The sequence below is a fragment of the Tessaracoccus antarcticus genome, assembly GCF_003688855.1.
Lineage (GTDB): Bacteria > Actinomycetota > Actinomycetes > Propionibacteriales > Propionibacteriaceae > Arachnia > Arachnia antarctica.
In genome coordinates, this window is record NZ_REFW01000001.1 from 364,806 (window position 1) to 388,475 (window position 23,670).

17 protein-coding genes are annotated in these 23,670 nt (G+C 67.6%); 8 read left to right on the forward strand and 9 right to left on the reverse strand.

Annotated elements, in window-relative coordinates:
- Positions 1–104: 104 nt before the first annotated feature.
- Positions 105–3,104 carry an AAA family ATPase gene (locus EAX62_RS01630; RefSeq protein ID WP_121899933.1) on the reverse strand — a complete coding sequence of 1,000 codons (3,000 nt, stop codon included), beginning with the start codon at positions 3,102–3,104 and terminating at the stop codon, positions 105–107.
- Entirely contained in the window at positions 3,104–4,348 is a 1,245-nt protein-coding gene (locus tag EAX62_RS01635; RefSeq protein ID WP_121900940.1) for an exonuclease SbcCD subunit D, read from the reverse strand. Before EAX62_RS01635 ends, EAX62_RS01630 begins: the two co-directional genes overlap by 1 nt.
- A 183-nt stretch (positions 4,349–4,531) precedes the next feature.
- On the opposite strand from EAX62_RS01635, the gene EAX62_RS01640 reads away from it, so the two are divergent.
- A complete protein-coding gene (locus EAX62_RS01640) occupies positions 4,532–5,767 on the forward strand; it encodes a Tm-1-like ATP-binding domain-containing protein (RefSeq protein WP_121899934.1) in 1,236 nt (411 codons plus the stop codon).
- A 27-nt stretch (positions 5,768–5,794) separates the two neighbouring features.
- Positions 5,795–6,637 carry a phosphoenolpyruvate hydrolase family protein gene (locus EAX62_RS01645; RefSeq protein ID WP_121899935.1) on the forward strand — a complete coding sequence of 281 codons (843 nt, stop codon included), beginning with the start codon at positions 5,795–5,797 and terminating at the stop codon, positions 6,635–6,637.
- A 26-nt stretch (positions 6,638–6,663) separates the two neighbouring features.
- Here the strand turns inward: EAX62_RS01645 and EAX62_RS01650 are convergent, their stop codons facing one another.
- Both EAX62_RS01650 and EAX62_RS01655 read right to left on the reverse strand, forming a co-directional pair.
- Entirely contained in the window at positions 6,664–7,191 is a 528-nt protein-coding gene (locus EAX62_RS01650; RefSeq protein ID WP_121899936.1) for a GNAT family N-acetyltransferase, read from the reverse strand.
- Positions 7,192–7,438: 247 nt separating this feature from the next.
- Complete coding sequence (locus EAX62_RS01655) at positions 7,439–7,981, reverse strand: hypothetical protein (RefSeq protein ID WP_147453967.1); 543 nt, start codon at positions 7,979–7,981, stop codon at positions 7,439–7,441.
- A gap of 219 nt (positions 7,982–8,200) precedes the next feature.
- Between EAX62_RS01655 and EAX62_RS01660 the strand changes: the two genes are divergently transcribed.
- Positions 8,201–9,673, forward strand: a complete 1,473-nt coding sequence (locus tag EAX62_RS01660) for an MFS transporter (protein WP_121899938.1) — start codon at positions 8,201–8,203, stop codon at positions 9,671–9,673.
- A 139-nt stretch (positions 9,674–9,812) separates the two neighbouring features.
- Here the strand turns inward: EAX62_RS01660 and EAX62_RS01665 are convergent, their stop codons facing one another.
- Positions 9,813–12,818, reverse strand: a complete 3,006-nt coding sequence (locus tag EAX62_RS01665; RefSeq protein WP_121899939.1) for a hypothetical protein — start codon at positions 12,816–12,818, stop codon at positions 9,813–9,815.
- A 263-nt stretch (positions 12,819–13,081) separates the two neighbouring features.
- Here EAX62_RS01665 and EAX62_RS01670 point away from each other — a divergent pair, with 263 nt between their 5' ends.
- Together EAX62_RS01670 and EAX62_RS01675 are read left to right on the forward strand one after the other, a co-directional pair.
- On the forward strand, positions 13,082–13,498 hold the full coding sequence (locus EAX62_RS01670) for a DUF6578 domain-containing protein (protein WP_147453968.1): 417 nt from the start codon (positions 13,082–13,084) through the stop codon (positions 13,496–13,498).
- A 41-nt stretch (positions 13,499–13,539) separates the two neighbouring features.
- Complete coding sequence (locus EAX62_RS01675; RefSeq protein WP_121899941.1) at positions 13,540–14,172, forward strand: maleylpyruvate isomerase family mycothiol-dependent enzyme; 633 nt, start codon at positions 13,540–13,542, stop codon at positions 14,170–14,172.
- Here EAX62_RS01675 and EAX62_RS01680 read toward each other — a convergent pair.
- Positions 14,162–14,509, reverse strand: coding sequence for a GntR family transcriptional regulator (locus EAX62_RS01680; RefSeq protein ID WP_121900941.1), 348 nt, complete (start codon positions 14,507–14,509; stop codon positions 14,162–14,164). The genes EAX62_RS01675 and EAX62_RS01680 overlap by 11 nt on opposite strands.
- A 238-nt stretch (positions 14,510–14,747) precedes the next feature.
- Here EAX62_RS01680 and EAX62_RS01685 point away from each other — a divergent pair, with 238 nt between their 5' ends.
- The 3 genes from EAX62_RS01685 to EAX62_RS01695 all read left to right on the forward strand — a co-directional run bounded on the left by EAX62_RS01685 (position 14,748) and on the right by EAX62_RS01695 (position 19,489).
- The gene (locus tag EAX62_RS01685; protein ID WP_121899942.1) at positions 14,748–17,264 is read left to right on the forward strand and encodes a sodium-translocating pyrophosphatase; all 2,517 of its coding nucleotides are present in this window, start codon (positions 14,748–14,750) and stop codon (positions 17,262–17,264) included.
- A 61-nt stretch (positions 17,265–17,325) separates the two neighbouring features.
- A complete protein-coding gene (locus tag EAX62_RS01690; protein WP_121899943.1) occupies positions 17,326–18,465 on the forward strand; it encodes a lipid II:glycine glycyltransferase FemX in 1,140 nt (379 codons plus the stop codon).
- Position 18,466: 1 nt separating this feature from the next.
- Positions 18,467–19,489 (forward strand): alanine racemase, encoded by a 1,023-nt coding sequence (locus tag EAX62_RS01695; RefSeq protein ID WP_121899944.1) that lies wholly within the window; start codon positions 18,467–18,469, stop codon positions 19,487–19,489.
- 23 nt (positions 19,490–19,512) lie between these two features.
- Here EAX62_RS01695 and EAX62_RS01700 read toward each other — a convergent pair whose 3' ends face one another.
- From EAX62_RS01700 to EAX62_RS01710, 3 genes are read right to left on the reverse strand one after another with little or no spacing between them, the layout of a single operon-like run.
- Positions 19,513–20,907 (reverse strand): hypothetical protein, encoded by a 1,395-nt coding sequence (locus EAX62_RS01700; protein ID WP_121899945.1) that lies wholly within the window; start codon positions 20,905–20,907, stop codon positions 19,513–19,515.
- 29 nt (positions 20,908–20,936) lie between these two features.
- Complete coding sequence (locus tag EAX62_RS01705) at positions 20,937–23,234, reverse strand: transglycosylase domain-containing protein (protein ID WP_121899946.1); 2,298 nt, start codon at positions 23,232–23,234, stop codon at positions 20,937–20,939.
- A complete protein-coding gene (locus tag EAX62_RS01710) occupies positions 23,227–23,643 on the reverse strand; it encodes a DUF5318 family protein (protein ID WP_121899947.1) in 417 nt (138 codons plus the stop codon). Before EAX62_RS01710 ends, EAX62_RS01705 begins: the two co-directional genes overlap by 8 nt.
- Positions 23,644–23,670: the final 27 nt, after the last annotated feature.

Genomic DNA, 23,670 nt, shown 5'->3' on the forward strand with positions numbered 1-23,670 from the left:
CGTTGCGAGGACTCCGGATCGACGCCGACAACGATCGGGTCAGTGTGTGGGTGGAGGCCGGGCTCACCTGAGAGCCGCCCCACGTCGGGCATCCCGCGGATGCGTCAGGCCCTGACGACCAACGTGGAACCCCCGTCGGCCCGGCGAGTGATCTCCACACGCTCGGGGATGCGGGCCTTCAACTCCGCCACGTGACTGACGATCCCGACGGCGCGCCCCCCGGCCTGGAGGTGGGCAAGCTCACCGAGGACACCGTCGAGCGTCTCAGAATCAAGTGACCCGAAACCCTCGTCGATGAACAGCGTGTCCAGACTGATGCCGCCGGCCTCGCTGGTGACGACATCAGCCAACCCCAGCGCCAGGCACAGGGAGACGTAGAACGTCTCCCCACCGGACAGCGTGTGGGGGTCGCGGTTGGTCTCCGTGTGGTGGTCGCGCACTGTCAGCCCGAGTCCCGCCCTGCGGGCTCTGCCCTCCCGCTCGTCGATCCGGAGAAGGGCAAAGCGACCATCGGACATGACCGTGAGACGGTCGTTGGCGGCGGCGACGACGTCCTCGAATCGGCGCAGCAGGACGAAAGTGGACAAGGTGGTGGACTTCACGTTGCCCTCGCCGGCGTTGGCCAGTTCCCCCATGCGCACCACGGGGGCGGCGTCCTCGGCCAACCGTTGGTGACGGGCGAGGACCTTCACGAGTACGCGCCGGGCGCGATCGCACTGCTCCAGTGCCGCCGCCGCGGTGGCTCCGGCGGCCGAGGCAGCCATGAGGGCGTGTTGGCACGCGTCGTGCGCCGCGGCGGCTGCCGGGACGTCGGCCACCTCGTCTCCCGTGAGGCTGGCAACGGCTTCCTCGGCCAGCCCGTTGGAGACGCGGGCGAGATCGGCGTCGTACCTACGGAGGCGTTGGTGGAGTTCGGCGGACTCGAGGGTTCCCATCTGGGCGGCGCGTGCGGCGTCGGCATCCGAGAACGTGGCGTCACGCAGGGCTTCGTCGAGCGTGGCTGAGGCGTCGGTGAGCCGGTACTCGGCGTCGTGGTGCTCCTGCCGGGTGCCCACCAGTTGCCTGGCCCGGGCCAGGCGGGCATCCAGCAGTTCGACGCGCACCGCCACGCTTCCGCAGTCGGTGGCGGCGAGACGGCATCGTCCCTCGTCGGCGTGAAGCCTCTGGCGCTCGCCCCGCAGCCGCTCAGCGGTGGTGGCCGTGCTGGTCTCGGCTGCTGCGACCCCCGCCCTGATGGTGTCGGTCCCGGCGTCGAACTCCACCACAGCCTTCTCTGCCATCGTGATGAGTCGGACCGTTTCCTGCGCGGTGCAGACATCCGCCTCGGCAACGGCCAGGGCTGTGTCGGCATCCCGCAGGCCCGTGTGCCGTGCCGCCTCCTGTTGCGCAGTGAGGTCCCCGGCCAGCCGGACGTGCGCACGGTCTGCCTCCTGCAGTGCCGAGACCGCCTGCTGGCGTCGCTTCGTGGCTGCATCCGCATCCTCGAGGCTGGCGTGGCCCGGCAGCTCAGGGGCCGGGCTCGGATGCTCGGTCCCGCCGCACACAGGGCAGGGGCACCCGTCCTCGAGGTCGGCGGCCAGGGAGCCTGCGGTGCTGTTGATCCAGCGCAGGCGGATGACGCTCTCCTGCTCGGTGGCCGTCCTGGCCACGTCCCCAGCCCTGGTCAGGGAGGCCAAGGCCTCGGCGAGCTGCTTCGCAAGCGCCGACGCACGGTGGGCCGCGTCCCTGATGGCGCGACGCTGCTCCATCACCTGGTGGGCCACTGCCACCGGTGTCGCGGTGTACCGCAGATCCTCCAGCGCATTCGTGAGCCCGTCACGCACGGCGGGACGGCTCCCGAGCTGCGCGCGCTTCTCCTCGAGAGCTGCCCGTGAGAGACCGAGCCGTGCCTCATCGCTTCCGAGTTCGAGGGCCCGCGCCGGGAGCTCTGCCTCGAGGCGCACCAGCTCCATGAGGCCACCACGCTCGCCGGTGACATGGTCGATGGTGGCACGCAGGGTGGGGATGTCGCTGACCTCGGCGAGGTCGTCGTCCACGGAAAGCCGGACTTCTGAGCACGCCGTGGTCACGGCCTGGGAGGCACGCTCCATGCCGGAGGTCGCGGCCGCGTGCGAGCGCAGCGCACCCGCGACAGTGGCTGCACGCTGCGCCCCGGCGAGACGGTCACGGTCCATGGCGATCCCCTCACCCTCCTGGAGCAGCCCTGCGTTCTCTGCCATGAGTGAGGAGCGCCTCAACAGCGCGCGGTGCAACTCCTTCCGGGTTTCAAGGACAGCCCGTGCCGCAACCTCTTCAGCGTGTTTCACCGTCAGCACGCCGTCGGCTTCAGCGCACTGCCGCCCCAGGCCGGCCTGAACGTTGTCAGCGAGGCGGGTCATCTCGTCGGAGTCAAGGGCTGAGCCGGCCTCCCAGAGTTCTCGGACGGCGGGGTCATCGTCGGCGAGGAGACCGGCGAAAGACCTCAGGGCCGAACTCACCTCGCCCTGGGCGACGGTGATGTCACGCCTGGCGGTGCGGGCCATCTCAGCCAACTGGTCCTGCACTGCCTGGTAGATGGCGGTGCCGAAGACGTCCCGCAGCACTGCGGCGCGCTCGTCCGGCTTGGCCCGCAGGAAGGTGGAGAACCGGCCCTGCGGGAGAACCACGGTCTGCATGAACTGGTCGCGGGTGAGCCCGAGAATCCTCTGCATCTCGGCCCCCACCTCCTGGGCGCTGCCGGCCACGGGTTCGCCGATGGTGTCCTCTACGCTGGAGAGTCTCCACAGCTTCGCGGTGGCGTTCTGGGGTGTGAAGCCGTCGCCGCGCTTCTTGGGGCGATCCCATGGCGGCGTTCGCCTCGTCTTGTAGATGCCGGCGTTCGTGGAGAACACCACCTCGATGACCGGGTCGGCCAAGGGGGCGTGCGCGGACGGGAGCCGGCTGTCGAGCGCCTTGCCAAGGGTGCCGTAGAGCCCGTACGTGATCGCGTCGATGAGGGTGGACTTACCGGCACCCGTGGGCCCTTCCAGCAGGAACAGGCCACCGGCGGAGAGTGTGTCGAAGTCGATGTCGTGGCGCCCGGGGAACGGACCGATGGCCTCGATGTGGAGGTGGTGGATCCTCATCAGGCGCTCCGCTCCCCCGCCAGGGCCGCCTCGTAGGCTCGGCGCAGCACGTCGGTCTCGGCGGTGGAGGGTGAGGCGCCGCTGACGTCGGTCACGAACTGGACGCTGACTTCCACGGGGTCGTGCGCCGCGGTCACGGCACGCAACGGATCGGTGCCCACGGGCTGCGCGGGGCGGTGCTGGACAACCAGTGCGTGCGGGAAGCGGTCCTTGACCTTGGCGTGGAGCTGCGCGGGGCGCACGGTGTCGGTCACGAGGACGCGCACCCAGTCCTGCGCCTGCTCGTCGAACGCGCGGGAGAGCAGGTGCTCGAGGGTTCCGCTGGCCTCCGACAAGCGGCGCGGTAATGGCGTACCCACGAGTTGGACGTCGCTGACGCCGTCCACATCCATGGAAACCAGGGCGCTGGACTTGGTGTGGTGCATTTCCGAGAAGGAGAACGCCAGCGGGGAGCCGGAATAGCGCGCGACCGGTCCGCGCCGGTGCGGATCCAGGTCGCGCCCGATACGTTGCGGCCCGTGCAGGTGGCCGAGCGCAAGGTAGTCCAGAGCACTCAGGTCCGTGGCGGCGTCCCTGCCGGGGCCGGTGAGAGCACCCAGCGGCACCGAGTCGACGCCGCCCACCCGAATGTCGCGCTCGGACTCGGACGCTTCGCCCCCGACGACGAACGCGTGCGCCATCAGTACGGCCGGGATGCGGGGACCGACGCCACGGCGGGTGCGGAGGTCATCGTGGATGCGGCGCATGGCGGCGGTGGCGACGGCCTCGTGGGAGCGGGCGGGGATAATGGGCGCGCCGCCGCCGTCGAGCTCGGGGCCGGCGAGGCGGTGCCGGACCATGTCGGGGTCAAGGTAGGGCACGGCGTAGACCAGGGCCGAGCATTCGCCGTCGAGGCTCGGGACCTCGACGGGGGTGCCCACGTTCTCGAGTCGTGACCGGACCACGAGGCGGTCACGCAGCAGCGACGCCGCAAAACCCAGCCGAGTGGCGGAGTCGTGGTTGCCCGGCGTGACGATCACCCGAGTGTGTTCCGTGAGCCGGAGCAACGTGTCGTTCAGCAGCTCGACGGCGGCCACGGGTGGGATGGCGCGGTCGTAGACGTCGCCGGCCACCAGCACGGCATCCACCTGCTCGCTGCGCACCACGTCAACGAGGTGATCGAGGAAGGCGGCCTGGTGTTCCATGAGGTCGACGCCGTGCAGGGTGCGGCCCAGGTGCCAGTCGGAGGTGTGGAGGAGCCGCATGACATCACCGTAACCGGGGCCACCGACAGGATCGGACAGGGGTCCCGGCGCGCCCCACAAGGGTTGCCCCACACCCTCCACGAGGACCTGCGACTGAACGGCAACACCGGCCTTACCCGCTTGTCCAGCAGGGGGGCGTGCAGACTCATAGGGTGGGTGATCATCACACGAAGGAGCATCGAGATGGCGACGGTTGCCCTGTTGGGGACGTTGGACACCAAGGACGAGGAATACCGGTGGCTCACCAAGCGCCTCATCGAGCATGGTGTGGATGTCCTCACCATTGACGTGGGGTCATTCTCGCGGAGTCCTTTGGCCGACATCAGCTCGGATGAGGTGATCAGGGAGGCCGGGGAGGACGTCCAGGCACTGCGTGCACACCACGACCGCGGCGAGATGATGACCGTCATGGGCCGTGGCGCCGCAGCCGTCGTCCGTCGACTCGCGGAGGAGGGCGGCATCCATGGGTTGTTGGCGGTGGGTGGCTCGGGTGGCTCGTCCGTGGCTGCCCCCGCCATGCAGGCCCTTCCCGTCGGATTCCCCAAGCTGCTGGTCTCGACGATGGCTTCCGGGGACGTCACACCGTACGTCGGTGAGGTGGACAGCACACTGATGTACTCGGTGGTGGACGTGGCGGGCATCAACAGCATCTCCGAGATGGTCATGGGCAACGCCGCCGCAGCCATCGCAGCAATGGCAAAGGTGCACGCCGAACGCTCCACGTCCACGCCGGACGGGAAACCACACATCGGCCTCACGATGTTCGGACTCACCACGCCCGCTGCCGATGAGGCCCGCGAAACCCTCACGGCACTGGGCTATGAGGTTCTGGTGTTCCACGCCACCGGCTCGGGCGGGCGCGCCATGGAGAAGCTCGTGGAGTCCGGCCTCCTGGCCGGGGTGTGCGACCTGACCACCACCGAACTCTGCGACGACCTCCTGGGTGGGGTCCTCTCCGCCGGTCCTGATCGCCTGGAGATGGCGGGCGTGAAGGGGGTCCCCCAAGTGGTGAGCCTCGGCGCCCTCGACATGGTCAACTTCGGGCCCGAGGACACCGTGCCGGAAAAGTTTGCCGGACGACACTTCATCGTCCACAACCCCACGGTGACGCTGATGCGCACCACTGAGTCGGAGATGCGCGAACTCGGCCGCCGCATCGCCGGGAAACTCGCGAAAGCCACCGGCCCCACGGAGGTGTTCATCCCTCTTCGGGGGGTCTCCGGCATCGACGTCGAGAATGGGCCGTTCCGCGACGCCGACGCCGACGCCGGTTTGTTCGACGAGATCCGCGCAGGTCTGGAGGGCACCCACGTCATGGTCCACGAACTGGACCAGGCCATCAACGACCCGGGCTTCGGCCGCTCCGCCGCCGAGGCACTGCACCGACTCATCACCCGCACCACACCTGATCACACCTGATCCCCCAGCGAAAGCGAGAACGACTTCATGTCACGCCAGGAAATCCTCGACAGATTCCGCGACAAGATTGCCCAGGGACGCCCCCTCATCGGCGGCGGCGCCGGAACAGGCATCACCGCCAAATCCGCCGAGGCCGGGGGCATCGACCTCCTCGTCATCTACAACTCCGGACGTTTCCGGATGGCGGGACGGGGCTCCCTTTCAGGGCTGCTGGCCTACGGCGACGCCAACGCCATCGTCATGGACATGGCCAGCGAGGTCCTTCCCGTCGTCAAGAACACCCCCGTCCTGGCCGGGGTCAACGGCACCGACCCGTTCCGGGTCATGCCCCACTTCCTCCGGCAGATCAAGGACATCGGGTTCGCCGGCGTGCAGAACTTCCCCACCGTGGGCCTCATCGACGGGGTGTTCCGGGCCAATCTCGAAGAAACCGGCATGAGTTACGGCCTGGAGGTGGACATGATCCGTACGGCGCACGAGATGGATCTCATCACCTCCCCCTACGTCTTCGACGAGGACCAAGCCACCGACATGGCCCGTGCGGGGGCTGACATCCTCGTCCCCCACATGGGGCTGACCACCTCCGGAACAATTGGCGCGCAGACCGCCATGACGCTGGAGGAGGCAGCGAAGAAGGTCCAGAGCCTTGCAGACGCCGCACGACGGGTGAACCCGGACATCCTGTGCCTGTGCCACGGCGGACCGATTGCCAACCCCGAGGACGCCCAGTACGTCCTGGACAACACCGAGGGCATCGTCGGATTCTACGGGGCCAGCTCCATCGAACGTTTCCCCACCGAAGTCGGCATCCGGCAGCAGACGGAGGCCTTCACGAACCTCACCCGACGCCCGCATCGGTCAGGCAGCTGACCGGGCAGCGAACGCATCGCTGCTGCTCAGGCCTCGAGATCAGGAAGCGCCATCCAGTCCTGCCACGTCAGGTCCCTGCCCACGTAGCGGGGCGCCGTCAGTGGCCAGTCCTCGGCAATCCAGGTCGGGACCAGTGCATCCAGTGCCTCCTCGACGGGTGAGCCGACGTACTCGTCGCGCACCCACCACGAGATCTCCGCGTCCGCGCCCGGCTTTTCGGGCGGGTCGATGTAGAGGCAGCCAATCAGCTCCGTCTCGTGGGCATCGAGGAGCGCGTAGTTGAACGACTCGTGCGCCTCGATCTCCTCGGCGTGGCGCTGGAGGTCCTCGCGATCCTGCTCGGCCGTCATCGTGGCCGGGGGCCAGCCCCAGGCTTCGCCGTAGATGGACCACAGCCGCTCACGCGAGCCCATGACGGCGGGCATGTCCAGCTCCGTGTCGTCGGCGCGGATGGGTCGCAGGTGGTGGCCGGTGGCCAGCTCGACGCGCACGGGATGCTGCCAGTCCTGCGGCAGCCACGGCACGCGTGGGCCCGAAGGACTCTCGTCCGTCATGATCGCGCCCTTCCGTTTGGGTGGGTGACCACAACTATGCCGTCTCCGTTCCCCGTGGGCGGACACCATCGAAAGCTCCGATGCTCGGGGCTGGCTCCCTGGAATGAACGACCCGCCATTTCCGGGTCCCACCCGGCCTTGGTGGTCGGAGGATCACCACGAGTTTGGGTCTCGGCCCCTGGCCTCGCTCACGACGTCGCTCCCCTGCATGGCCTCCGTGGCCCACGCGGATTCGTTCTGGTTCGGACTATTCTCGCCGTCGCACCATCGTGGCAGACGGCCTGCTCCCGCGCGGACCCACGATGTAGGTCCTGCCCAGCGGTGACGTCCAGCACAACTCGGCCAGCCCCCTGCGGCGGACCTTCCAGGCGCCCAGCGTCTTGGCCCGGTGCACGAGCCGTGCACAGGGGGCCAATCCCGTGACGCTCGTCTGCCCGGTCTTCCAGAGGTGGCCGAACCGATACGCCACGAGGTGGTCCAGGTCCAGGTGCTCAGAACTGCTGGAGCTGAAGGGAAACGCCTCGCACGGGAACCGTCGTCTCACGGCGTCGCGGACCTGTTCGGGGATCTCGTAGGAGTCCACGGCAGGGATGCTCGAGTCATCGACAACAGGTCGAACGGTGACGCGCGTGCCGGCCAGGAACTCCGGCAACGACGCCGCCGTCAGCGGACCGAAGCCCTCGATGCGCGCCACCCCGGACCCCGGATCCACCAGTGTCTCCTCCGCGAGATGGACGTACACGACGGTTCGACCCCTGGGATTCCACGGTCGCGGCGAGCCGGGAGTCATGGGCTGGGAGGCTGCGCTTGCCGTGAGCCACGACAACGCCGTCGCAGGATCCGCCAGTATCCCCAGCGCCGAGGCTCGCCGCTGATCCCGTGTTCGCCCGCTCCGTGTCCATGTTCCATGATCCCGCGCACCACTGACATTTATAGAACACTTGTACATAGTGTGTGGAACAGCCATCACACCGGGGGCCTGGTCCGGCAGCGGGACTAGAGTTTGGTGATGCAGCCATCCCTCCGTCCGCCCGGGGAGCACTACTCTCCCGACCCGAGGCGTTGGCTCATCCTCGCGGTGCTGATGGTGGCGCTTTTCATGTCGCTGATTGATGTGAGCATCGTCAACGTGGCCCTCCCCTCGATCCAGTTGGGCCTCGACGCCAGCCAGTCGCAGCTGCAATGGGTACTCTCCGGCTACGCGTTGGCGTTCGGGGTCGGGTTGGTGGCGGCGGGACGCGCAGGTGATCTCTACGGTCGCGGGGCACTGTTCATCGCTGGGGTCGCGGTCTTCACCGCGTCGTCGATGGCCTGTGGGCTGGCGCAGGACGCCACCACGTTGAACATCGCCCGTGCGTTCCAGGGAATCGGGTCCGGCTTGTTGAACCCGCAGGCCGTCGGGATGATCCAGCAGCACTTCCGTGGTGAGGAACGCGGACGTGCCTTCGGGTTTTTCGGCGCAGCCGTGGGAGTCTCGGTGGCCATTGGCCCCGTGCTTGGCGGGCTGCTGATCCAGGCGTTCGGGATGGAGCACGGCTGGCGGTGGGTGTTCTTCGTCAACCTGCCCGTGGGTATCGCCGCCATCGCGCTGGCGGCGCGCTGGTTCCCCAAGCCGCTGTTCGGCCATCAGCCGGCCGAGGGTGCGCGGGCGCCGTCGGTGATCCGCGATCTGGACCCCGGTGGGGCCGTGCTCCTGGGGCTCGCTGTGTTGGCACTCCTGCTGCCCTTCGTCGAAGCCGGGGCTGGAGCGTGGACCTGGGTGTCGTTGCCGATTGGTCTTGCTCTCGTGGCGGTGTGGCTGTGGTGGGAGCGACGGCAGAAGCGGCACGACCGCAGCCCCATGGTCGACCTGGACCTCTTTCGCGTGGCAAGTTTCGCCAACGGCGCGCTGCTCGTGTCGTTGTACTTCGTGGGCATCACCAGCGTCTGGGTGCTGATCGCGCTCTACATGCAGGACGGTCTGGGTCACACAGCACTGGCTGCGGGCCTGATCGGTCTGCCGAGTGCGATCCTGTCCGGTCTGGCCGCGCTGTGGAGTGGCCGCCACGTCGCCCGACTGGGCCGACGGCTCGTGATCGGCGGGCTGTATGTGGCGCTGGTCGGGCTCTTCAGCAGCATCCTCGTGGTGTGGTTGCACTCTCTCGGCACCGTGAGTGAATGGTGGCTGCTGCTCAGCCTCTGCTTCATAGGGGTCGCGCAAGGCATGGTCATCAGCCCCAACCAGACCCTGACGCTTGCCGACGTGCCGCTGTCCTACGCCGGTAGCTCCGGCGGCATCATGCAGACCGGGCAGCGGATCGGCACATCCGTGGGCATCGCCGTCATCACGGCGCTGGCGTTCAGGGTGCTTGCCAGCAGCGGCTGGTCCTGGGCGCTCATCGCCGGTTTCGCCGCCATCATGCTGGTGGTGGTCGCCACCCTGTTCGTCGCCTACAACGACCTGCGCCTGCGGCGGAGCCATCCATCGCTCGGCCGTGGATAGGTGCAGGTGAGTGCCGTGGGTGTGAGGTCCTGACGCTCCAGTTCCGCGCTCACTTCGCGCGCCACGGCGGTGTTCACCCACATCATGGATTGATACTCCTCAGAGCGTGGTGGGGCCGATCGATCACCGCATCACCCACTCACTCGCACGACCCCAACAGCCTGAGCAGCACCTGCAGGTTGGGGTGGCTCTGGCTCTGCGCCTCCCCCGGATCATCCACGACCGCTTGGCCCTGGCAGGCAGCCAGCACCTGCTCGTCGAGTGAGCCGTCCATGTCCGCCCTGCTTGCATGGGACAGGACCCAGCCGAGTGGCGCCTCGACGGCAGGCGCGCTGCCCTGGGCGATGACGAACACCTTTGGCTTCACGACGTTGGGCCCCGCAGCCAGGGCCTGCGCGCGCTGGAGCCATGCGGCCGTCGAGTTCTGGGTCTTGCCGGCCGTGAGAGAACCCAACGGCGGGATGAGCAGTTCGGAACGGGTCTGGGGAGGCGTGGGCAGGAGGTCCCCACCGCGGCCGTTGTCGAGGAATACCACGATGGGGAGGACGGGGACGTCCTCGGGCACCTTCGCCAAGAGCTTCGGTGCCATGTCCACCAGGGACCCAAGGCCTGTTCCCTCGGCGTACCCGCCGTCGATGAGCTGGGCGCGAGGCGTGGCACCGCAGGGGCCCACCACACCCGAGGGTGTCACGTACGGGAATCGCGCCGCCAGCATGGCCGCCGTGGAGCCTCGGAGCCCGCGCAGGCAGACATCATCCAGTCCCGGCTCCACACCTGCCCGTGGCATGTAGGTGCGGATGTCGCGGCTGTAGGCCAGCGGTGCCCCGGCGTCCGTGCAGCGGATCGCGGCATCGGCGTCGACACCCACCGCCAGGTGCGTGACCAGCACCCGGCAACCGGAGGTGGCGTCCGTGGAGTTGAGGACCAACGGGGCGTCGAGACCGCCGTCGGTGGGGGGTGCGTAGAAGTCGCCGGCCAACGCCGGCACCTTCTCCTCCCACGCCGTCTCCATGAGCCCCGCACGGTCCAGCCACCGGCCGTCGATGAGGGGCGGCACGCCCGTGACGGTGAAGGCGGGGTCGCGGACGAGCAATCCCAGGCTGGCCTGGGACAGGGCGTTGCCGTCGCCCATCTGCCACACCGCCTCGGCTGAGGCATCCACGGGGACCACCCTCGCCACCTCCAGTCCGACGGCCCCGCCGCTGACGCCGGAGGCGACGGCGATGGAGGCAATGCCGCAGTCGGTGTTCTCGGCCAGCACCTTCAGGACTGCCGCGGTCCAGTAGGCCGCTCGGATGCCCCCGCCCTTGGCGGCCACCAGCAACATCGGGCGTGCCCGGGTGCCGTTGGGCGCGGTGACGAGACAATCGGTGGTGCGTTCCTGCCACTGCGCCACGGCGGCCGCGTATGTGGTGGAGGGTGCCGGGGTGGAGGCGTCGGCCCTGATGCCATGGATGTCAGGGCTGCTCCCGGCGGCGGAGGCTGCCACCACTGCGATGGTGACGAGCGTGACCACCGGCGACTCGCGTATCCGCAGCCACTTGGTCCAGAAGATCTCCGGCGGCGCCCACAGGGCATGCACCGCCGCTGACGCGCCGACCAGCAGCATGAGGAGGCCGAGTCCCACCATCACCGCGCCGAGGACCCCGATTGCTGCCGCCACCGGCACGGGCGCGACGGCCAGCACGACGAGAAAGACGGTGCTGAAAAGGATGCATACCCAGGCGAGCAGCCAGGGGCCGCGCTGCTCGGGCCTCACGGGGACGTGACTTTGCGCTGCGAGTGTGGAGGATTGTGCGAGGTTCGCGCCCACAGCCGGTGTGATGAGTTCTCGCACCAGCGGGATTTTCGACCCGAACCACGTCAGGGCCCACACCCCGTGCCGCCACGCCAGCGCTGCCGACACCAGACCGATGACCGGCATCATGAACTGGGCGACGTTGCCCTCCCACAGCATCAGGAGCACGGTGTAGGAGCGCAGCAACCCTAGGGAGGCCACCACCACACCGGCCAGAGCCAGCATGTCCCCCACCCGCCAGATCTCGGAGATGGGCAGCGGCCGCGCGACGGCGGGCGGTGGCTTCAGCTGGCTGCGATGTGTGCGCAGCCACCACGACACCCCCACGATGATCAGCGGCACGGAGCAGAACGCGATCAGCGGCAGCCACCTGATGGAGCCGCCGGGGACGATGACGACGACGACGGCCGCGGCCCCCGCCACCACGGGGCCGAACAACCACTGCCACAGCAGGGTGCGGGGGCGGTCACCGGCGTCCAGCGAGCGGCGGATCGCGTCGTCGGTGAAGAGTCGTCCGAGGATGAACAACCCGAACGTCACCACACCCAACACCACGACAGCCACGCTGGCGTGGACGAGCCCGGCGTACCCGCGGCCGTTGCCCACCTCCAGCCATGACCGCTGCACGTCGGGGAGCTGGTCGAAGATTCCCGGCCCCGGGACCAGTGCCAGCGCGGCGATGGGCACCACCGCCAGTAGGGAGAACCGCTGCTTGTACAGCGCCTGCCCCCACCGCCCCATCCACGCCCGCCCACGCACCGTGGCGACGGCGGCGTAGAGCAGGGGAACAACAGCCATCAGAAGTGCCACCCACTTCAGGTCCGTGGCGACGCTGGCGGCGAGCGCCAGACCAGGGCTCATGTCCGTCTGTGGGGAACCTGTCACCACGATCAGGAGCAGCAGGACGTTCTCCAGGATGTCGAACGCTGCCGCCGCCCAGGCGAGTCCCGGCCGCACGCTCGTGAGCACCCTGACGGGGGCCCAGTAGGAGATGACGCGGCGCTTGCGCAGCTGATGCAGCAGACTCCACAGCAAGAAGCCGTAGGTGAGGGCCAGCCCGGAGTCGATCACCGTGTAGGCCCACACGAACCCGTCGGCGCTGGACCCCAGATTGTGCAGTGTCAGCCAGGGATGGGACTGCGACGTCGGGAACGGCACGGGGGAGTGCACCGCGCTGGCCGCTGACATGCTGGCGGCGTAGCCCTCGCTGGAGACGCGGGAGATGAGCCGATCCACCTCGCCAAGCGCGATGTAGACGCCCACGATGACGGTGACGAGCACGAGCTCACGTGTGGGGAGTTCGCTGCGGACCTCCGAGGCCACAGCCTCCGCTGACTGCGCATCCATGGAGCAATCATCGTCCGCGTGACCGCGCTCCGGAGGATCCATCAATAGATGAGGCCAACAGCGGGAGCCGAAGGCGTCGTAGGATCTCCAGAGTGCCCGCCGACGAGGATTCCACACCGAAAGACGGTCCACAACCCTGCGAGCCGTCCATCGAATCGTCGCACATCGACGATTTTGGCTTCTACTCATACGAACCGCCAGCGCCTGGTGGCGCGCCGACCACAACCCCTTCCGCGGCATCCCGGGGGACAGGGACGGGAGTGGTGTCACCACCGCTTCGCCCGGGCGAGGTCGATGTGTGGCTGTGGGAATGGCAAGTCGCCGAGGACCGTCGTCAGGTCCTGCTCGGCGAAACAGTCATGTGGGACCTCGTGCCCATGGACCAGGACTGGATCTCGAAACTTTTCGCCGACCGACGGTCAGTCCCGCTGCAGCTCGACACCTATGCCGGACACTCGGAACCCGCCGACGCCCCCGAATGGACCCGGATGAGTGGCGTCGTCCAGCGCATTGAGCACGTCTCGGTGCGCTACGTCCAGCCCACTGACCCGTCAGGAACAGGCAGTGTTCCAGAGCGAGGTGCGGCCGTTGTGCACACGGTCCCGTCGATCTGGCCGGAGCAACCGCACACCGGATCAACCACGGGATGGATCGTCCGCATAGTCGAAGCTTTCTCATAGGCTCGGGTGGCGGGCAACTGCCCCACGACGGAAGGAACGCCATGGACCTGTGGCCCCTGATTCATGCCGAAAGGGGCGCCCTCGCCGAGGACCTCGCGACTCTCAACGACACCCAGTGGGATTCACCATCACTGTGTGGCGAGTGGACGATCCGGGAAGTCGTCGCACACATGAGCGCGGCGGCCAGCGTGGGACGGCTGCGGTGGTTCCGCAGCGTGCTGGGCGCCCGGTTCGACTTCGGCCTCCACAACCAGCGGCGGCTCGCCGAGCATCTGGGCGCGACGAACGCCGACACCCTGGCGGAGTTTCGTCGCATCATCCCCAGCACCACGGCCCCCATGGGGCCGGCCGCCGCCTGGCTCGGCGAGGTGGTGGTCCACACGGCCGACATCCGGCGTCCACTCGGCATCGACCGCACACCTCCCGTGGAGGTGGTCACGGAGGTTGCACGCTTCTACGCGAGTCGGGACTTCGCAGTCCCCAGCCGCAGCGCCGCGAAGGGCCTCCGACTGGAGGCCATCGACGGCCCCTTCTCCTCCGGCGAAGGGCCTCTGGTCCGGGGGACGACGCTGGCCCTGACCATGGCCATGGCTGGCCGCGCTGTCTTCTGCGACGACCTCACCGGCGACGCGGTCACCGTCCTGCGAGGTCGGTGCCACCACATCAACCCTTGAGCGCCCGCTGGACCAACGACAGGGCCTCCGCTGCATCGAGCCCCAGGGATCGAACCGTGTCGGCGTACGCGCGTGCGGCGGCCTTTGCGGCCTGGTTCTCGTTGTCGTCGGCCACGAACGTGCCGGCACGTCCCCGTCCCACCAGGACCCCTGCCAGCTCCAGTTCCCGGTAGGCACGCGCCACGGTGTTCGGTGCGATGCCCAGATCATCTGCGAGTCGACGAACCGTGGGAAGGCGGTCACCGGGCACCAGGTCACCCGTCCCAACCTGGACCGTGATCTGCTGGCGAAGCTGCTCGAACGGTGGCGTTGACGAGCCGGGATCAATGCTCAGCATCAGCAAAGCTTCCGTCGTTGCCCCGACGGCGGCGGGCACATGTCACCATCATCACGAACCCGGCGCTGATGCGCATCGCGACCCCCATTATGTATTGACACAGTTCGCCGAACAGCGTAGCCGTGTGGCAGTCCACGGCGGAAACCCACCCCCCTTCACCGCACCAGAACCCCCGGCGTAGCATCAGGCCCACGGGCGGTAATGGCGCCGTCGGTGGACCTCTTGAGGAGTGGACACGATGGACGCGACACCGCGGACGGATCAGACAACCACTGGCACTGGACGACGTCCTCGTTGGGCGGTGGTGGCGCTCGCTCTGGGCTCTGTGGCGCTGACGTCGTGCGCGACCACGCCGGACACCCCCGGCCAGGCCCAGAAAATGGGCGAGGCGAACCTCAAGCTCCCCGACTTCGCGTCCGTGAACTTCCTCGGCCTGCCCGGCAACGTCCTCCTGGGTCTGGGCCTGATCGTGTGTGCGCTGGGTCTGGTGTTCGGCATCCTCACGTACCGCCAGCTGAGCAGCATGCCCGTCCACCAGTCGATGCGTGAAATCTCCGAGCTCATCTACGCCACGTGCAAGACCTACCTGAAGCAGCAGGGAAAGTTTCTCCTGGTGCTGTGGGCGTTCATTGCCGCCATCATCGTGCTCTACTACCTGTTCCTGGAGCAGATCGGCATCGGCCGCACGGCCATCGTCGTGCTGTTCTCCCTCATCGGGATGGGCGGCTCCTTCGCGGTGGCCTGGTACGGCATCCGCATCAACACGTTCGCAAACTCCCGCACCGCCCACGCCGCCATGGCCGGCAAGCCATACCCGTGCCACGACATCCCACTGCGCGCAGGCATGAGCATCGGCATGGTGCTGATCTCCGTGGAGTTGGCGATGATGCTCATCATCATGGTGTTCCTGCCTGCCGAAGTGGCGGGCGCCTGCTTCATCGGGTTCGCCATCGGCGAGTCGTTGGGCGCCTCAGCGCTGCGCATCGCGGGCGGCATCTTCACCAAGATCGCCGACATCGGCGCAGACCTCATGAAGATCACCTTCGGCATCAAGGAGGACGACGTACGCAACCCCGGCGTCATCGCCGACTGCGTGGGCGACAACGCGGGCGACTCCGTGGGTCCCTCCGCCGACGGTTTCGAGACCTACGGAGTCACCGGCGTCGCGCTCATCACCTTCATCCTGCTGGGCGTCGACGACCTCACCGTCCAGGTTCAGCTGCTGGTGTGGCTGTTCGTGATCAGGGCCGTCATGCTGGTGGCCTCCGGCATCTCCTACTTCATCAACAGTGCCCTGACCCGTTCCCGCTACCGCGACGCCACCGAAATGGACTTCGAGGCGCCCCTGACTTCGCTGGTATGGATCACCTCGCTGGTCTGCATACTCTCGACGTTTATCGCCTCGGTGCTGCTCATCGGCGGTCTGGGTGACGGGCTGTGGTGGAAGTTGTCGCTCATCGTCAGTTGCGGCACCCTGGCCGGGGCGCTGATCCCGGAACTGGTGAAGGTGTTCACTTCCACGAACTCCCTCCACACCCGGGAGGTGGTGATCTCCGCCAACAAGGGTGGCCCGTCGCTCGGCATCCTGTCGGGCCTGGTCTCGGGCAACTTCTCGGCCTACTGGATCGGCATGGCCATCACCGGCCTCATGGCCGTCTCCTACTGGATCTCCACCATGGGCCTGGGTGACGTGATGATCGCCCCGGCCGTGTTCGCGTTCGGCCTCGTGGCGTTCGGTTTCCTCGGCATGGGCCCCGTGACCATCGCCGTCGACTCCTACGGCCCCGTCACCGACAACGCCCAGTCGGTGTTTGAGCTCTCCACCATCGAGGACATCGGCGGCATCGAGGACGAACTGGAGCGCGACTTCGGCATCCGACCCAACTTCACCACTGCCAAGTACCTGCTGGAGGCCAACGACGGCGCCGGCAACACGTTCAAGGCCACCGCCAAGCCCGTCCTCATCGGCACCGCCGTCGTGGGGGCGACGACGATGATCTTCTCCATCATGATCAGCCTCACGGACCGTCTGACCACCGACGTCGACAAACTCTCCCTCCTGCACGCCCCGTTCCTCCTCGGACTGCTGCTGGGCGGCGCAGTCATCTACTGGTTCACGGGCGCCTCCATCCAGGCAGTCACCACCGGCGCCTACCGTGCCGTGGAGTACATCGGCGAGCACATCAAGCTCGACGGATCCAACCGCGCCAGCGACAAGGACTCCAGCAAGGTGGTGGAGATCTGCACGCAGTACGCACAAAAGGGCATGCTCAACATCTTCCTGGGCATCTTCTTCGCGACGTTGGCTTTCGCCTTCGTGGAGCCGTTCCTGTTCATCGGCTACCTGATCTCCATGGCCCTGTTCGGGCTCTACCAGGCCATCTTCATGGCCAACGCCGGTGGTGCATGGGACAACGCCAAGAAGCTCGTGGAGGTGGACCTCCACGCCAAGGGCACCGCCCTGCACGAGGCCACCATCGTGGGTGACACCGTCGGCGACCCCTACAAGGACACCTCGAGCGTCGCCCTGAACCCCGTCATCAAGTTCACGACACTCTTCGGTCTGCTGGCCGTCGCGCTCGCCGTGGAACTCACCGCCACGAGCGGCCGGTTGCTGACCGGCATTCTTGCCGTGGTGTTCTTCCTCATCTCCGCGTTCTTCGTCCACCGTTCGTTCTACGGCATGCGGATCAACGAGACGATCGAGGACATCGTCATCGACCGCACCCCGGAGGTCCATGCCATCGAGCGCTGACCGATGAGCTGCATCACCCTTACACCGCTCTCTGCCCGGGGTCCACGTGGCCCGGCAGGATATGTTGGGGTGCGTGAGCATCACGGTCAAACCCATTCCCGCAGCGGAGCATCTCGCCTTCATCACCGAGCGCGGATCCGCCAGCTTCCTGCAGACTCCTGCGTGGGCATCGGTGAAAAAGGAGTGGAGGGGTGAGTCGCTGGGCTGGTTCGACGCCGACCAGCTGATCGGTGTCGGCCTGGTGCTGTACCGAAAGCTGCCGAAGCTGAAGCGCTACCTGGCCTACCTCCCCGAGGGTCCGGTGCTTGACTGGGCGCGCCCCGACGTCGACGAGCAACTCGACGCACTCGTGGCCTACGCGAAGAAGGCGAGGGCGTTCGCCGTGCGGATCGGCCCGGCCATCGTGCACCGCCGGTGGTCCGCCGAGACCATCAAGGCCGCCATCGCTGACGACGCCGTCACCCGCCTGTCCCAGGTGGAACCGGACGACACGTCGCTGGTTGCCACCCGTGTCCTGCGACTGCTCCAGCACCGCAACTGGACCACCAGTGACGGCGACGAGGGTTTCGCCGCAGGCCAGCCCATGTTCAACTTCCAGCTCCCCCTCCTCCACACCGACGGGACAGCAAGGACGGAGGCCGAACTCCTCAAGGGCATGAACCAGCTGTGGCGCCGCAACATCAAGAAGGCTGAGAAGGCCGGCGTCCAGGTCAGGACCGGCGAGCGCGCCGACCTGGCCAGGTTCCACGAGATCTACCTCGAGACCGCGCAGCGCGACGGCTTCACCGGCCGCGCACTGTCCTACTTCGAGACCATGTGGGACGCCCTGAACGCCGAGGACGAGGACCGCATGCAGGTGTACCTCGCCGAACACGACGGCGACCTCGTGGCGGCCACCACCATGATCCGCGTCGGCACACACGCCTGGTACTCCTACGGCGCCTCCACCACCGCCAAGCGTGACGTCCGCGGTTCCAACGCCGTCCAGTGGCGCATGATCCGCGACGCCGCCGCCAGGGGCTGCCACGTCTACGACCTCCGCGGCATCACCGAGGGCGTCGGCGCGGACGACCCGGAGATCGGCCTCATCCAGTTCAAGGTGGGCACCGGCGGGGAGGCCGTCGCGCACCTCGGCGAATGGGACAGGGCCATCAACAAACCGCTCCACTTCGCATTCCTCACCTACATGAAGCGGCGCTGACATGACGCTACGACTGACCGTTGCCACCAGCCAGTGGCGCGCCCACCAACGCTCCCTCATCGCCGACGTCCCCGGTGCCGTCCCCGTGGCGAAGGGCAACGGTTACGGATTCGGCCTCGACGTCCTTGCGGTGGAGGCCTCCAAGCTCCGCACCGACGCGCTCGCCGTCGGCATCGCGCAGGAGGTGGCCACGGTGCGGGCCGCCGGCTGGAACCGCGACGTCGTGGTGCTGAACCCGTGGCGCCCCGGCGACACAGCCGCCACGGACCTGCTGGCGGACCCCCGGGTCATCACCATGGTCTCCCGTGCCTCCGACCTGGAGTCCATCCAGCACTCCCACCCCCACGCCCGGGTGCAGCTGGAGATCCAGACGTCCATGCACCGCCACGGGATGCTGGGCAGCGACCTGCCGCTGGACCTGGGGACGCTGCAGTTCGAGGGCTGGTCCATCCACCTGCCCTCCGAGGGTTCCCTCAAGGAGGCCACGGCTCTGGCCAGCATGGCCCTGTCGTGCCGTCGCGGCGCCATCTGGATGTCGCACCTGTCGGTGGCCGACTACCGGGTGCTGCGGACCAGCGTCGGCGTCCAGACGCGCATGCGCATCGGGACCCGGCTGTGGCTGGGTGCGCCGTCGGCGCTGGAGACCACGGCAACCGTCCTGGACGTCCACCGCATCAGCCGCGGCGAGCGGCTCGGCTACCACCAGACCAAGGCACCGCGGGACGGGTTCATCGTCATTGTCAGCGGCGGCACAGCCCACGGCATCGCCCTGGCCGCGCCCGTGCCGCAACGCAGCCTGCGGCAGCGTGGCGTGACGGTGGCCGAGGGCCTCATGGCGGCGGCGGGCCGCACCCTGTCCCCGTTCACCATCGCCGGCCGCAAACGCCCCTTCGCGGAGCCCCCGCACATGCACAGCTCCATGCTGTGGATGACGGGCGCCGAGCCGGGCGTCGAGGTGGGCGACGAAATCCCCGTCACCTGCCGTATGACCACAACCTCCTTCGACGAGGTCATCCTCACCTAGGCTCCACCCGCTGGACCGAAGGCTCAGGAGACGAGGTGCGGCGACTGTGTCGCCGGTACGTCTCCGCCGTCGTCGAGGCGATCCAGGTTTTCGCCGTCGACGAGGACACCACCCAGCGGGTCGCTCCAGTCGGGCGCCCGCAGGGGGTCGTTGGTGGGACGCAGGATGTCGCGGTAGAACAGCACCACGAGCCCCGCCTCCACGAGCAGCCGCAGGCCGATGGCCAGGAAGTAGAGCCGCGGGTTCCCGGTCTTCTCCGGGGTCAGGTGGCCCGAGAGGTACCCCCAGATGGCGACGTAGTACACCACCTGCACCACCGTGAACGCGATGTACTCGCGTCGCAGGGGCCGAGCCAGCACGAGGGCGAACAGCAGCCACAGCGCCGTCTGGGGGGAGAACGCGGCTCCCAGCATGCAGGTGACGAAGACGAAGATGCCGACGAGGGTCCCCACGCGTGGCTTCAGCCGTGTGGCGAACAGCCAGCCGATGGTGACGGACAGGACGACAAGCAGCAGGGCAAAGCCCAAATATCCGGCGCCGCGCACGTTCCAGCCGACGAGCTGCAGCAAGAACCACAGCGAGCCGTACGACGACTCACCACCCACCTGCCCCTGGTAGTAGGCAAGTACCGGCTTCCAGTCGCGCAGCAGCAACGGCAGGTGCACGACCCCCCACGTGACCGCGGCTGGCAGGAGGAACTGGAGTACATGCCTGCCCCGCCCCCTCAGGGCGATGCAGATGGTGACGGCGAGGATGACCACCAGCGGCATGGTGCCCGCGGCAGCGGCAAGGCCGAGGACGATGCCGCTCTCGATGACCCGGCGACGGGAGAACTGATAGAGCCCAATGGCGGTGAGGCCGATGGGGAGAAGATCCCAGTGGATGAGCCCACTGGCGAGCACCACGGGGGCGGCGGCGATGAGCATCCCGTCCCAGCTGCGGTACGTACCGCGCGACTCACGTCCCATGAGGGTCATGGAGACCACCCAGGCCAGGAAGAACACGAACAGCAGCACAGCGTTGACCGCGAAGAACACCTGGGCACCGTCCAGTTGCACCTGCACGTCAGCGTCGGGACTGATCACGGCGCCCAACGCGCCGGCGAGTTTCACGGCCACCAGCATCAGTACCCCGAGCACCGGGGAGAACACCATGGTTTCGCCACCGAACGGCGGGTTGCCCAGCCCGAACTCCTGCCCGGTCCACATCAGCGGAATGTCGGAGTAGCAGAGGCGGACGAAGGCATCGACGCGGTTGGTGGCGTCAGTCTGGATGCACGGCACCTGCCGCACCGCCAGGACGGCGAACACCGCACTGGCCACCAGGATCGTCCATGGCAGGGGGTTGAACCAGGGACCGGACGCCTTGGCGTGGCGCCCCATGGGCCCGCCGAGTCCCGGCAGCAACGCGTTCTTCACGGGCACAACACTAGGCTACGACGGCCCGTTCACCCTTGGGCGCCGGGATTGCCGCTGGCGGCCGGCGGCGGGGGCGCTGTTGCCTCCTGCGTCGGTTTCTTGGTGGGCTGCTTGGTGGGCTCGGCCGTGGGCTTCTGCGTGGTCGGCGTCGACTCAGGGGCCCTCGTGGTCTGCGTCGGCTGGGGTTCGGGGGTCGAGGGTGCCTCGGTGGTCTCCGGTGTGCTGGGCGTCGGGGTCTCGGAGGGTACCTCGGTGGGGGTCTCGCTGGGAGTCGGACTTTCCGTGGGGGTCGCCGACTCAGTGGGCGTGGCGCTCGGGGAATCGATGGGCTCGGCCGGCCGTGAGGACTCCTTCTCGGGGGACTTGGTCTCAGCCTTGCCCTCAAGCTTCTTGGGCTTGTCGAAGTCCAGCACCTCCATGCCGTCGGTGGCCTCCTGCATGAAGTCAACCCACGTCATGAGCGGGTACGAGGACCCGAAGAACGTCGAGTCCTGGGGCCGCTTGTAGTTGTCGAGGTCCTCGTTGCCGGAGTCGCCGGCCACATACATGACAGCCGTGGAGATCTGGCGTGTGTACCCGACGAACCATGCGGAGGTGATGTCGTCGTTCACGCCGTTGGTGCCGGTCTTGCCGGCCACGGGGCGCCCCAGCGCTGACGCCTTGCGGCCGGTGCCCTCGGACACGACGCTGGTGAGCGCGTCGGTGAGGTTGGCGGCCACGTTCTGCTCGATGTTCTGCTCCGGCTTCGTGTCTGCCTCGTAGACCACCTTGCCGTCGGCGTCCTCCACCTTGGCGACGATGTGGGCCGGCTTGTACTGACCGGAGTCGGCGAACGTGGCGTACGCGTTGGCCATGTTGACGGGGCTGACCTCCGCGGCGCCGAGCGCGATGCGGTTGTTGGGGCTCCAGCCTGCCTCGTCGGTCACGCCGGGGGCGCCCGCGTCGTTGGCGGCCTGAATGACCTTCTGCGGACCATCGGGGATCTGCTCGGTCATGTCCACGAACGCCGTGTTGATGGATTCGGCGATGGCTCGTCGCAGCGTCACGGGGCCGTACTGGTACGAGAACTCGTTCCGGATGGTCTTGGAGTCGCCGCGCGGCGTGAAGGTGTCACCGTTGAGGACCGACTTCAGTGAGAAGCCCTCGCGCATGCCGGCCACAGCGGCAAACGCCTTGAACGTCGACGCGGCCGGCCGCTTGGTGGTGGACCAGTTGCGGGAGTTGGACACGTAGTCCGCGCCGCCGTAGAGCGCGAGGATGCCGCCGGTGGCGGTGTCCACCGATGAGATGGCCACGTGCAGGTCCGCCGGGTTCTGGGGCTTGCGCGCATCCTCCGCGGCCTTCTTGGCGTAGTCGGCGGCGATGGTCTGGGCAGACGTCTGCATCCCCTTGTTCAGGGTGGTGGTGATCTTCAGCCCGCCACCGTTGATCTGGCCCTCGTCGAAGCCCTTCGCCGCCAGTTCGTCCTCCACCATTTTGATGAGGAAGCCCTTGGGGCCGCCGTAGCGGTTGTTCACGGGGACCTCAGGGAACACCGGAAGTGCTGCGTAGGCCTCGTCATGCTCGGCGGCGGTGATCTTGCCCGTCTCCTGGAGACCGTCGAGGACGTAGCGGTAGCGACCCAGCAGCGCCTGGAGTTTCTTCTCGCCACCCGATGGGTTGAACCCGGCAGGGTTGTTGAGGATGGCCGCCAGGGCTGCCGCCTCGGGCATGGTCAGGTCCTTGGCGTCCTTCAGGAAGAACGACTTGGCAGCCGCCTGGATGCCGTAGGCCCCGCGACCGAAGTAGATGGTGTTGAGGTAGCCCTCGAGGATGTCCTCCTTCGGGAGTTCGCGGCCCATCTTGATGGCCAGCATCAGCTCCCGCACCTTGCGGCTGAGGGTCCGCTCGGAGTCGAGGTAGAGGATCTTGATGTACTGCTGCGTAATGGTGGAGCCGCCCTGCACCTCGCCGCCGCGGGCGATGCTCCAGGCTCCCCGGGCGATGCCGCGGATGGAAAATCCGGGATCAGTCCAGAAGGTGCGGTTCTCGGCGGCGACGACGGCGTCCTTGACCACCTGCGGCATCTCGGCATAGGCCAGTGTCACGCGGTTCTGCACTGCCAGCGACCCGAGTTGGTTGCGCCCGTCGTTGTAGAAGATGAATGTGGTGTTGGTGGTGAAGTCGCTGTTGGGGTCCGGCAGGTCCGTCGTGGAGTACACGTACAGGAATGCGCCCATCCCGGACAGGCCGAGGACGAGGAACGCGACGAGTGCTGTCAGCCCGATCCGACCCCACACCTTCCGGGCGGTCGTCCTCGTGCGCTTGCCGCGCTTTACCTCAGCCATATATGTCCTCCACGGTCTTGCGCCGTCGAGGCGGCTTGCGTTTGTGGCCGTCCCCCAACAGGTAGGCCATGATCATGTGGTTCCAGCCGCATTCGGTGCACACCTCGACCACGCACACCTTGAATTCGCCGAACTCGTCCTGCATGTCCTCGAGTTCAACCGTCGACCTGATCCGTCCTGAATACTGCCCCAATTGGTCACCGAAGACGTAGTTCAGGTGGGACATGCGCTCGTGATCACAGATGGGGCAGGGCGTGTCGACCTCCGTGCCGTGGTGCAGCGCGGAGCGGATGAGAATGGGTTCCGCGTCACATACGTCCGCCCTGACGGCGCGAGAAGTGCGACGCCACGACTCAAGAGTCGCACGCCGTTGGAGCGAATAATCCACCACTTCCCTACGCGACCACATCACGTCAAGGGTAAATGGCCAGGCGAG

What these genes read in the sequence shown, in the direction of transcription:
- EAX62_RS01630 (WP_121899933.1), bottom strand. Translation starts at nt 3,104, where the DNA reads ATGAGGATCCACCACCTCCACATCGAGGCCATCGGTCCGTTCCCCGGG.
- EAX62_RS01635 (WP_121900940.1), bottom strand. Translation starts at nt 4,348, where the DNA reads ATGCGGCTCCTCCACACCTCCGACTGGCACCTGGGCCGCACCCTGCAC.
- EAX62_RS01640 (WP_121899934.1), top strand. Translation starts at nt 4,532, where the DNA reads ATGGCGACGGTTGCCCTGTTGGGGACGTTGGACACCAAGGACGAGGAA.
- EAX62_RS01645 (WP_121899935.1), top strand. Translation starts at nt 5,795, where the DNA reads ATGTCACGCCAGGAAATCCTCGACAGATTCCGCGACAAGATTGCCCAG.
- EAX62_RS01650 (WP_121899936.1), bottom strand. Translation starts at nt 7,191, where the DNA reads ATGACGGACGAGAGTCCTTCGGGCCCACGCGTGCCGTGGCTGCCGCAG.
- EAX62_RS01655 (WP_147453967.1), bottom strand. Translation starts at nt 7,981, where the DNA reads ATGACTCCCGGCTCGCCGCGACCGTGGAATCCCAGGGGTCGAACCGTC.
- EAX62_RS01660 (WP_121899938.1), top strand. Translation starts at nt 8,201, where the DNA reads ATGCAGCCATCCCTCCGTCCGCCCGGGGAGCACTACTCTCCCGACCCG.
- EAX62_RS01665 (WP_121899939.1), bottom strand. Translation starts at nt 12,818, where the DNA reads ATGGATGCGCAGTCAGCGGAGGCTGTGGCCTCGGAGGTCCGCAGCGAA.
- EAX62_RS01675 (WP_121899941.1), top strand. Translation starts at nt 13,540, where the DNA reads ATGGACCTGTGGCCCCTGATTCATGCCGAAAGGGGCGCCCTCGCCGAG.
- EAX62_RS01680 (WP_121900941.1), bottom strand. Translation starts at nt 14,509, where the DNA reads ATGCTGAGCATTGATCCCGGCTCGTCAACGCCACCGTTCGAGCAGCTT.
- EAX62_RS01685 (WP_121899942.1), top strand. Translation starts at nt 14,748, where the DNA reads ATGGACGCGACACCGCGGACGGATCAGACAACCACTGGCACTGGACGA.
- EAX62_RS01690 (WP_121899943.1), top strand. Translation starts at nt 17,326, where the DNA reads ATGTTGGGGTGCGTGAGCATCACGGTCAAACCCATTCCCGCAGCGGAG.
- EAX62_RS01695 (WP_121899944.1), top strand. Translation starts at nt 18,467, where the DNA reads ATGACGCTACGACTGACCGTTGCCACCAGCCAGTGGCGCGCCCACCAA.
- EAX62_RS01705 (WP_121899946.1), bottom strand. Translation starts at nt 23,234, where the DNA reads ATGGCTGAGGTAAAGCGCGGCAAGCGCACGAGGACGACCGCCCGGAAG.
- EAX62_RS01710 (WP_121899947.1), bottom strand. Translation starts at nt 23,643, where the DNA reads ATGTGGTCGCGTAGGGAAGTGGTGGATTATTCGCTCCAACGGCGTGCG.